The sequence below is a fragment of the Symbiopectobacterium purcellii genome (genome assembly GCF_019797845.1).
Lineage (GTDB): Bacteria > Pseudomonadota > Gammaproteobacteria > Enterobacterales > Enterobacteriaceae > Symbiopectobacterium > Symbiopectobacterium purcellii.
This window is the reverse complement of the sequence record NZ_CP081864.1, coordinates 4,571,484-4,580,716: the sequence shown is the minus strand read 5'-3', so window position 1 is coordinate 4,580,716 and position 9,233 is coordinate 4,571,484. Positions and strand designations below refer to the sequence as shown.

General features: G+C 51.2%; 12 protein-coding genes and 1 pseudogene. All 13 read left to right on the top strand.

The annotated features are described in order from the left end of the window. Positions 1–9 precede the first annotated feature (9 nt). The 13 genes and pseudogenes from tusC to rplB all read left to right on the top strand — a co-directional run bounded on the left by tusC (position 10) and on the right by rplB (position 9,217). Positions 10–369: a sulfurtransferase complex subunit TusC gene (gene tusC, locus K6K13_RS21365; RefSeq protein ID WP_222158743.1), complete on the top strand. Its 360-nt coding sequence runs from the start codon at positions 10–12 to the stop codon at positions 367–369. Positions 370–402: 33 nt separating this feature from the next. Beyond that, positions 403–720 carry a sulfurtransferase complex subunit TusB gene (tusB, locus tag K6K13_RS21360; protein ID WP_222158742.1) on the top strand — a complete coding sequence of 106 codons (318 nt, stop codon included), beginning with the start codon at positions 403–405 and terminating at the stop codon, positions 718–720. Between the two features lie 133 nt (positions 721–853). After that, positions 854–1,228 (top strand): 30S ribosomal protein S12, encoded by a 375-nt coding sequence (gene rpsL / locus K6K13_RS21355; protein WP_195315730.1) that lies wholly within the window; start codon positions 854–856, stop codon positions 1,226–1,228. A gap of 96 nt (positions 1,229–1,324) precedes the next feature. Beyond that, on the top strand, positions 1,325–1,795 hold the full coding sequence (gene rpsG / locus K6K13_RS21350; RefSeq protein WP_222158741.1) for a 30S ribosomal protein S7: 471 nt from the start codon (positions 1,325–1,327) through the stop codon (positions 1,793–1,795). Positions 1,796–1,885: 90 nt separating this feature from the next. Next, complete coding sequence (gene fusA / locus K6K13_RS21345; protein WP_222158740.1) at positions 1,886–4,000, top strand: elongation factor G; 2,115 nt, start codon at positions 1,886–1,888, stop codon at positions 3,998–4,000. A gap of 69 nt (positions 4,001–4,069) precedes the next feature. Further along, entirely contained in the window at positions 4,070–5,254 is a 1,185-nt protein-coding gene (gene tuf / locus K6K13_RS21340; RefSeq protein WP_222158739.1) for an elongation factor Tu, read from the top strand. A 210-nt stretch (positions 5,255–5,464) separates the two neighbouring features. Then, a complete protein-coding gene (gene bfd / locus K6K13_RS21335) occupies positions 5,465–5,659 on the top strand; it encodes a bacterioferritin-associated ferredoxin (protein WP_222158738.1) in 195 nt (64 codons plus the stop codon). Between the two features lie 99 nt (positions 5,660–5,758). Next, positions 5,759–6,232: pseudogene (bfr, locus tag K6K13_RS21330) on the top strand (bacterioferritin). 255 nt (positions 6,233–6,487) lie between these two features. Next, on the top strand, positions 6,488–6,799 hold the full coding sequence (gene rpsJ, locus K6K13_RS21325; protein WP_140554275.1) for a 30S ribosomal protein S10: 312 nt from the start codon (positions 6,488–6,490) through the stop codon (positions 6,797–6,799). A gap of 32 nt (positions 6,800–6,831) precedes the next feature. Then, a complete protein-coding gene (gene rplC, locus K6K13_RS21320) occupies positions 6,832–7,461 on the top strand; it encodes a 50S ribosomal protein L3 (protein ID WP_222158737.1) in 630 nt (209 codons plus the stop codon). A gap of 10 nt (positions 7,462–7,471) precedes the next feature. Next, the gene (rplD, locus tag K6K13_RS21315) at positions 7,472–8,077 is read left to right on the top strand and encodes a 50S ribosomal protein L4 (RefSeq protein ID WP_222158736.1); all 606 of its coding nucleotides are present in this window, start codon (positions 7,472–7,474) and stop codon (positions 8,075–8,077) included. After that, entirely contained in the window at positions 8,074–8,376 is a 303-nt protein-coding gene (gene rplW, locus K6K13_RS21310) for a 50S ribosomal protein L23 (RefSeq protein ID WP_195316357.1), read from the top strand. The genes rplD and rplW overlap by 4 nt, the downstream gene beginning before the upstream one ends. A 19-nt stretch (positions 8,377–8,395) precedes the next feature. Beyond that, positions 8,396–9,217 carry a 50S ribosomal protein L2 gene (rplB, locus tag K6K13_RS21305; protein WP_222158735.1) on the top strand — a complete coding sequence of 274 codons (822 nt, stop codon included), beginning with the start codon at positions 8,396–8,398 and terminating at the stop codon, positions 9,215–9,217. The last annotated feature ends 16 nt before the right edge of the window (positions 9,218–9,233 follow it).

Sequence of the window (9,233 nt, the reverse complement as noted above, 5' to 3'; positions counted from 1 at the left end):
GGAGCGATAATGAAGCGCATCGCTTTCTTGTTTATCCATGCTCCGCACGGTGACGCGTCAGGGCGAGAAGGGTTGGATGCCTTATTGGCAACTTCCGCGCTGACCGATGACATTGGCGTGTTTTTTATCGGTGACGGTGTGTTGCAACTGTTGCCCGGTCAGCAGCCTGACGTCATTCTGATGCGTAACTACATTGCCACGTTTGGCGTGTTGCCGCTGTACGACATTGAGCGCTGCTATCTGTGTGCGGTGTCTGCCGATCAGCGCGGCCTGCACGCGGATACCGCATGGGTGGTTGACGTTGAACGGCTCGCGCCGGATGCCCTGCGTGCAACGCTTGCCGACTATGACACTGTGCTTACGTTTTAATTTGAAAGTGTTTTATTTGAGAGTGCTACGCTTATGCAGCCTGTGACCCAACCTCTGAAAACGCGCTTGCACACGCTTTCCCGTTCGCCCTATCACACCGATATCGACGCGATGTTGCGTTGCGTGCTGCCACAGGATGCGCTGCTGCTGCTGCAAGACGGCGTTATTGCTGCGCTGAGACAGGGGCCTGTAGCGGCGCGCCTGCTGACGTTGGGCATTCCTGTCTACGCCTTGCATGAAGATGTGGTCGCTCGAGGCTTGGTAGAACAAATTTCAACCAGTATTCCACTGGTCGACTATACTGAATTTGTCCGGCTGACCGCCCAACACGCTGTGCAACTGGCGTGGTGATGCTGAAATTTTGACTATTTCTTGACTCCTTTCACTGTCAGCCCTAAAATTCTGCGTCCCCATATTTTACTCTGTAATATATGGGGCGATTTATCACGTGTTTACGAAGCGAAATAAAAACCAGGAGTTTTTAATGGCAACAATTAACCAGCTGGTTCGCAAACCGCGCTCTCTGAAGGTTGCAAAAAGCAACGTTCCTGCGCTGGAAGCGTGCCCGCAAAAACGTGGTGTATGTACTCGCGTATATACTACCACTCCGAAAAAACCAAACTCTGCACTGCGTAAAGTATGCCGTGTACGTTTGACTAACGGTTTTGAAGTGACTTCCTACATCGGTGGTGAAGGTCACAACCTGCAGGAGCACTCCGTGATCCTGATCCGTGGCGGTCGTGTTAAAGACCTCCCGGGTGTGCGTTACCACACCGTACGTGGTGCACTGGACTGCTCTGGTGTTAAAGATCGTAAGCAGAGCCGTTCCAAGTACGGCGTTAAGCGTCCCAAGGCTTAATGGTTCTCCGTTAAGTAAGGCCAAACGTTTTAACTTAAATGTCAAACTAAACTCGTAGAGTTTTGGACAATCCTGAATTAACAACGGAGTATTTCCATGCCACGTCGTCGCGTCATTGGTCAACGTAAAATTCTGCCGGATCCTAAGTTCGGATCTGAATTACTGGCCAAATTTGTAAACATTCTGATGGTAGACGGTAAAAAATCTACCGCAGAAGCAATCGTCTATACCGCGCTGGAAACCCTGGCACAGCGTTCTGGTAAAAACGAACTGGAAGCTTTCGAAGTCGCTCTGGACAACGTTCGTCCGACTGTCGAAGTTAAGTCCCGCCGTGTTGGTGGTTCAACTTACCAGGTTCCGGTTGAAGTCCGTTCGGTCCGTCGTAATGCCTTGGCAATGCGTTGGATCGTTGAAGCTGCTCGTAAACGCGGTGATAAATCGATGGCTTTGCGCCTGGCGAACGAACTTTCTGATGCAGCAGACAACAAAGGTACTGCTGTTAAGAAACGTGAAGACGTTCACCGCATGGCCGAAGCCAACAAGGCGTTCGCTCACTACCGCTGGTAATTCCCGCGGGCTAACCAGGCGGGCGTGCTTTACGGCCCGCCCGTTTGTGTTAACTGATGAATTGAACGTCCGAAGATATAGAGGAAACAAATGGCTCGTACAACACCCATTGCACGCTACCGTAACATCGGTATCAGTGCACACATCGACGCCGGTAAAACCACCACGACTGAACGTATTCTGTTCTACACAGGCGTAAACCACAAAATCGGTGAAGTTCACGACGGCGCCGCCACGATGGACTGGATGGAGCAGGAGCAAGAGCGTGGGATTACCATTACCTCCGCTGCGACTACTGCGTTCTGGTCTGGTATGGCGAAGCAGTTTGAGCCGCACCGCGTAAACATCATCGACACCCCGGGACACGTTGACTTCACTATTGAAGTAGAACGTTCCATGCGTGTTCTTGATGGTGCAGTCATGGTTTACTGTGCTGTTGGTGGTGTTCAGCCGCAGTCTGAAACCGTATGGCGTCAGGCTAACAAATACAAGGTTCCGCGCATCGCGTTCGTTAACAAAATGGACCGCATGGGCGCGAACTTCCTGAAGGTCGTTGGTCAGATCAAATCCCGTTTAGGCGCGAACCCGGTTCCGCTGCAATTGGCGATTGGTGCTGAAGAAGGTTTCACCGGTGTTGTTGACCTGGTGAAAATGAAAGCGATCAACTGGAACGAAGCCGACCAAGGCGTCACCTTCGAATACGAAGATATCCCTGCTGATATGCTGGAACTGGCTGACGAATGGCACCAGAACCTGATCGAATCCGCTGCGGAAGCTTCCGAAGAGCTGATGGAGAAATACCTGGGCGGTGAAGAACTGACTGAAGAAGAGATCAAAAAAGCTCTGCGTCAGCGCGTTCTGAACAACGAAATCATTCTGGTTACCTGTGGTTCAGCCTTTAAAAACAAAGGCGTACAGGCAATGCTGGATGCGGTAGTTGATTACCTGCCATCTCCGGTTGATGTACCGGCGATCAACGGTATGCTGGATGACGGTAAAGACACACCGGCTGAACGTCACGCAAGTGATGACGAGCCGTTTGCTGCGCTGGCATTCAAAATTGCTACCGACCCGTTTGTGGGTAACCTGACGTTCTTCCGCGTTTACTCCGGTGTGGTTAACTCCGGTGATACCGTGCTGAACTCCGTGAAAGCAGCGCGTGAGCGTTTTGGCCGTATCGTTCAGATGCACGCCAACAAACGTGAAGAGATCAAAGAAGTTCGCGCAGGCGACATCGCGGCAGCTATTGGTCTGAAAGACGTAACGACAGGTGATACCCTGTGTAACCCGGATGCTCCGATTATTCTGGAACGTATGGAATTCCCTGAGCCGGTTATCTCTATCTCCGTTGAACCGAAAACCAAAGCTGACCAGGAAAAAATGGGTCTGGCTCTGGGCCGTCTGGCGAAAGAAGACCCGTCGTTCCGCGTATGGACTGACGAAGAAACGAATCAGACCATCATCGCTGGTATGGGTGAACTGCACCTCGACATCATCGTTGACCGTATGAAGCGTGAATTCAACGTTGAAGCGAACGTGGGTAAACCTCAGGTTGCTTACCGTGAAGCGATTCGCGCGAAAGTTACCGATATCGAAGGTAAACACGCCAAGCAGTCTGGTGGTCGCGGTCAGTATGGTCACGTCGTTATCGACATGTACCCGCTGGAGCCGGGCTCAAATCCGAAAGGTTATGAGTTCATCAACGACATCAAGGGTGGTGTAATTCCTGGCGAATACATCCCTGCCGTTGATAAAGGCATTCAGGAACAGCTGAAAGCGGGCCCGCTGGCGGGTTACCCGGTGGTTGATCTCGGCGTGCGTCTGCACTTCGGTTCTTACCATGACGTTGACTCCTCTGAACTGGCGTTTAAACTGGCTGCGTCTATCGCCTTTAAAGATGGCTTCAAAAAAGCAAAACCTGTTCTGCTTGAGCCTATCATGAAGGTTGAAGTGGAAACGCCGGAAGAGAACACCGGTGACGTAATCGGTGACCTTAGCCGTCGTCGTGGTATGCTGCGTGGTCAGGAATCTAACGTCACTGGCGTTGTGATTCATGCTGAAGTTCCGCTGTCTGAAATGTTCGGATACGCAACTCAATTGCGTTCTCTGACCAAAGGCCGTGCTTCTTACTCCATGGAGTTCCTGAAGTACGATGATGCGCCGAACAACGTTGCTCAGGCCGTTATTGAAGCTCGTGGTAAATAATTACCAAGCCTAATACATTGATCCCATGCCCTCTCCTCAGGGGAGGTTATTTGAGTAAGGAATATAGCCGTGTTGAAAGAAATATTTGAACGTACTAAACTGCACGTTAACGTCGGTACTATCGGCCACGTTGACCATGGTAAAACCACGCTGACCGCAGCGATCACCACCGTACTGGCTAAAACCTACGGCGGTAGCGCGCGTGCATTCGATCAGATCGATAACGCACCGGAAGAAAAAGCACGTGGTATCACCATCAACACCTCTCACGTTGAATACGACACCCCGACCCGTCACTACGCACACGTTGACTGCCCGGGACACGCCGACTACGTGAAAAACATGATCACCGGTGCTGCCCAGATGGACGGCGCGATCCTGGTAGTTGCTGCGACTGACGGCCCGATGCCGCAGACCCGTGAGCACATCCTGCTGGGTCGCCAGGTAGGCGTTCCGTACATCATCGTGTTCCTGAACAAATGTGACATGGTTGATGACGAAGAGCTGCTGGAACTGGTTGAGATGGAAGTGCGTGAGCTGCTGTCTCAGTACGACTTCCCGGGTGATGATACGCCTATCGTTCGTGGTTCAGCGCTGAAAGCACTGGAAGGCGAAGCAGAGTGGGAAGCAAAAATCATCGAACTGGCTGGCTACCTGGATTCCTACATCCCAGAACCTGAGCGTGCGATTGACCGTCCGTTCCTGCTGCCTATCGAAGACGTATTCTCCATCTCCGGCCGTGGTACTGTAGTGACCGGTCGTGTAGAGCGCGGTATCGTTAAAGTCGGTGAAGAAGTTGAAATCGTTGGTATCAAAGATACGGCGAAATCAACGTGTACTGGCGTTGAAATGTTCCGCAAAATGCTGGACGAAGGCCGTGCGGGTGAGAACGTTGGTGTTCTGCTGCGTGGTATCAAGCGTGAAGAAATCGAACGTGGTCAGTTACTGGCTAAGCCGGGTTCCATCAAGCCGCACACCCAGTTCGAATCTGAAGTGTATATCCTGAGCAAAGATGAAGGTGGCCGTCATACGCCGTTCTTCAAAGGCTACCGTCCTCAGTTCTACTTCCGTACCACTGACGTAACGGGCACCATCGAACTGCCGGAAGGCGTTGAAATGGTAATGCCGGGCGACAACATCAAAATGGTTGTTACCCTGATCCACCCGATCGCGATGGACGAGGGCTTGCGTTTCGCTATCCGTGAAGGCGGCCGTACCGTTGGTGCAGGTGTTGTTGCTAAAGTTATCGCTTAATTGCCGACAACTTAGGTAACACAGCATTGCTGTGAAAAAGGACACTTCGGTGTCCTTTTTTTATGGGCGTTGACAAAACTGTAATTGAAATAAAAACCATTCTTATTTACACTCTCATTGACTATTTTATCGTCACTTTTGTGACTGCCGTGCGGAAGGTAGCAACGAAAGAGAGTGTGGGTCCGCGACTGAGAGAATGAGTTATCCTGTATGTATGTCTGCTTGTGTAATGCAATTTCCGATAAAGTTATTCGGCATGCCGTTCGCCAGTATCAACCCCGCTCGCTCAATCAACTGCGCCAGTTAATGCCGATTGGCAGTGACTGCGGCAAATGTATTCGCCAGGCTCGCCTGATTATGGAAGAAGAGCAGGCCATGTTGTCACCCATTTCTGACGTTGCGTAATCGCTGCCTTGATTGAAACCGCACAAAATGTAGGCGATTTCGTTGACTCTCCCCCCTCCAGTTCTACACTTTTAAGACCTGGAGCGAAGGAGCAATGTCATGAAAGGTGATAAAAAAGTCATAGCACATCTAAATAAGTTGCTGGGTAATGAACTGGTCGCGATCAACCAGTATTTTTTGCATGCCCGTATGTTTAAAAACTGGGGACTGACCCGCCTTGACTAGCACGAATACCACGAATCCATCGATGAAATGAAACATGCCGATCGTTATATCGAGCGTATTTTGTTTCTCGAAGGGATTCCTAATCTGCAAGATCTCGGCAAGCTCAACATTGGCGAGGATGTCGAGGAGATACTGCGTTCTGACCTGACGCTGGAGTTGGATGGCGCCAAGGGGTTGCGTGAGGGGATCGTGTACATGGATTCGGTGCGCGATTATGTCAGTCGCGATCTGCTGATTGAAATCCTGGCTGATGAAGAAGGGCACATCGACTGGATTGAGACAGAACTTGACCTGATAGCGCGCCTCGGGTTGCCTAATTATTTGCAAGCGCAGCTAAAACCGGCGTGATTGTGTAAAACACGGTTGCTTCCTGAACAGATTTACGTATAATGCGCGTGCCCGTCTGAATTAAGTCGGGCCTGTTTCGTTAAATGTGATGCACGTATATGCAGTACGTTTACGAACAGAGACGCCATGCAATAGGCATGGGTCAACAATACTCCCGATTTGGGAGTTATGGCCGAACGATTACACTCCCCCATCAATCGAAATGGGTGTGAGGAGTAATCATTTACGTTTATAAATAATTGGAGCTCTGGTCTCATGCAGAACCAAAGAATCCGTATCCGCCTGAAAGCGTTTGATCATCGCCTGATCGATCAAGCAACCGCGGAAATCGTTGAGACGGCCAAGCGCACTGGTGCGCAAGTACGTGGTCCGATCCCGCTGCCGACCCGCAAAGAGCGCTTTACCGTTCTGATCTCCCCGCACGTCAACAAAGACGCGCGCGATCAGTACGAAATTCGCACTCACAAGCGTCTGGTTGACATCGTTGAGCCAACCGAGAAAACCGTTGATGCTCTGATGCGTCTGGACCTGGCTGCCGGTGTAGACGTGCAGATCAGCCTGGGTTAATCAGGTCATCAAGCGATTGAGAGGTTGATACAATGATTGGTTTAGTCGGTAAAAAAGTGGGCATGACCCGCATCTTCACTGAAGACGGCGTTTCTATCCCTGTAACCGTTATCGAAATTGAAGCAAACCGCGTTACTCAGGTTAAAGACCTGGCTAATGACGGCTACCAGGCTGTACAGGTAACTACCGGTGCTAAAAAAGCAAACCGCGTTACCAAGCCTGAAGCAGGTCATTTTGCAAAAGCCGGTGTTGAAGCTGGTCGCGTACTGCGTGAATTCCGTCTGTCAGAAGGCGAAGAGTTCACCGTAGGCCAAAGCATCAGCGTTGAAATTTTCGCTGACGTGAAAAAAGTTGACGTTACTGGTACAGCCAAAGGTAAAGGTTTCGCGGGTACTGTTAAACGCTGGAACTTCCGTACTCAGGATGCTACCCACGGTAACTCCTTGTCTCACCGCGTTCCGGGTTCTATCGGTCAGAACCAGACTCCGGGCAAAGTGTTCAAAGGCAAGAAAATGGCTGGTCAGCTGGGCAACGAGCGTGTAACCGTTCAGAGTCTGGACGTAGTACGCGTTGACGCTGAGCGCAACCTGCTGCTGGTGAAAGGTGCTGTCCCGGGTGCAACCGGTAGCGACCTGATCGTTAAACCGGCTGTGAAGGCGTAAGGGGATAGCAATGGAATTAGTATTGAAAGACGCGCAAAGCGCGCTGACTGTTTCCGAAACTACCTTCGGTCGTGATTTCAACGAAGCGCTGGTACACCAGGTTGTTGTTGCTTATGCAGCTGGTGCCCGTCAAGGGACTCGTGCTCAGAAGACCCGTGCTGAAGTAACTGGTTCCGGTAAAAAACCGTGGCGTCAGAAAGGTACTGGCCGTGCGCGTTCAGGTTCTATCAAGAGCCCGATCTGGCGTTCCGGTGGTGTGACCTTTGCTGCCAAGCCTCAGGACCACAGTCAAAAAGTAAACAAAAAGATGTACCGCGGCGCGCTGAAAAGCATCCTGTCCGAGCTGGTACGTCAGGATCGTTTGATCGTTGTCGAGCAGTTCTCTGTTGAAGCACCGAAAACCAAGTTGCTGGCGCAGAAACTGAAAGACCTGGCGCTGGACGACGTGCTGATCATCACCGGTGAACTGGATGAAAATCTGTTCCTGGCTGCACGCAACCTGTACAAGGTTGACGTACGTGATGTAGCGGGTATCGATCCGGTTAGCCTGATCGCCTTCGACAAAGTCGTAATGACGGCTGACGCTGTTAAGCAAGTTGAGGAGATGCTGGCATGATCCGTGAAGAACGTCTGCTTAAGGTGCTGACTGCACCTCACGTTTCTGAAAAAGCGTCTACTGCGATGGAAAAACACAACACCATCGTGCTCAAAGTTGCTAAAGACGCGACCAAAGCAGAAATCAAAGCTGCTGTGCAGAAACTGTTTGAAGTCGAAGTCAATGAAGTTCGTACCCTGCTGGTTAAAGGGAAAACGAAACGTCATGGACAGCGTATCGGTCGTCGTAGCGACTGGAAAAAAGCTTACGTCACCCTGAAAGAAGGCCAGAATCTGGACTTCATCGGCGGCGCAGAGTAAGTCGGAGGAGTAAAGAACAATGGCAATTGTTAAATGTAAACCGACATCTCCGGGTCGTCGCCACGTTGTTAAAGTGGTTAACCCTGAGCTGCACAAGGGCAAACCTTATGCCCCGTTGCTGGAAAAAAACAGCAAATCCGGTGGCCGTAACAACAATGGCCGCATCACTACCCGTCATATCGGTGGTGGCCACAAACAGCAGTACCGTATTGTTGACTTCAAACGCAACAAAGATGGTATCCCTGCTGTTGTAGAACGTTTGGAATATGATCCGAACCGTTCCGCCAACATCGCTCTGGTTCTGTACAAAGACGGCGAACGCCGTTATATCCTGGCGCCGAAAGGCCTGAAAGCCGGTGATCAGATCCAGTCTGGCGTTGATGCAGCTATCAAGGCTGGCAACACGTTGCCGATGCGCAATATTCCGGTTGGTTCCACCGTACACAACGTGGAAATGAAACCGGGTAAAGGCGGTCAGTTGGCGCGTTCTGCTGGTACTTACGTGCAGATCGTTGCACGTGACGGTGCGTATGTGACCCTGCGTTTGCGTTCTGGCGAAATGCGTAAAGTCGAATCTGACTGCCGCGCTACGCTGGGCGAAGTAGGTAACTCTGAGCATATGCTGCGCGTTCTGGGTAAAGCAGGTGCTGCACGCTGGCGCGGTGTTCGTCCTACCGTTCGCGGTACGGCAATGAACCCAGTAGACCACCCGCACGGTGGTGGTGAAGGTCGTAACTTTGGTAAGCACCCGGTATCCCCGTGGGGCATTCAGACCAAAGGTAAGAAGACCCGCAGCAACAAGCGTACTGATAAATTCATCGTACGTCGCCGTACTAAATAATATTAGAGGATAAACC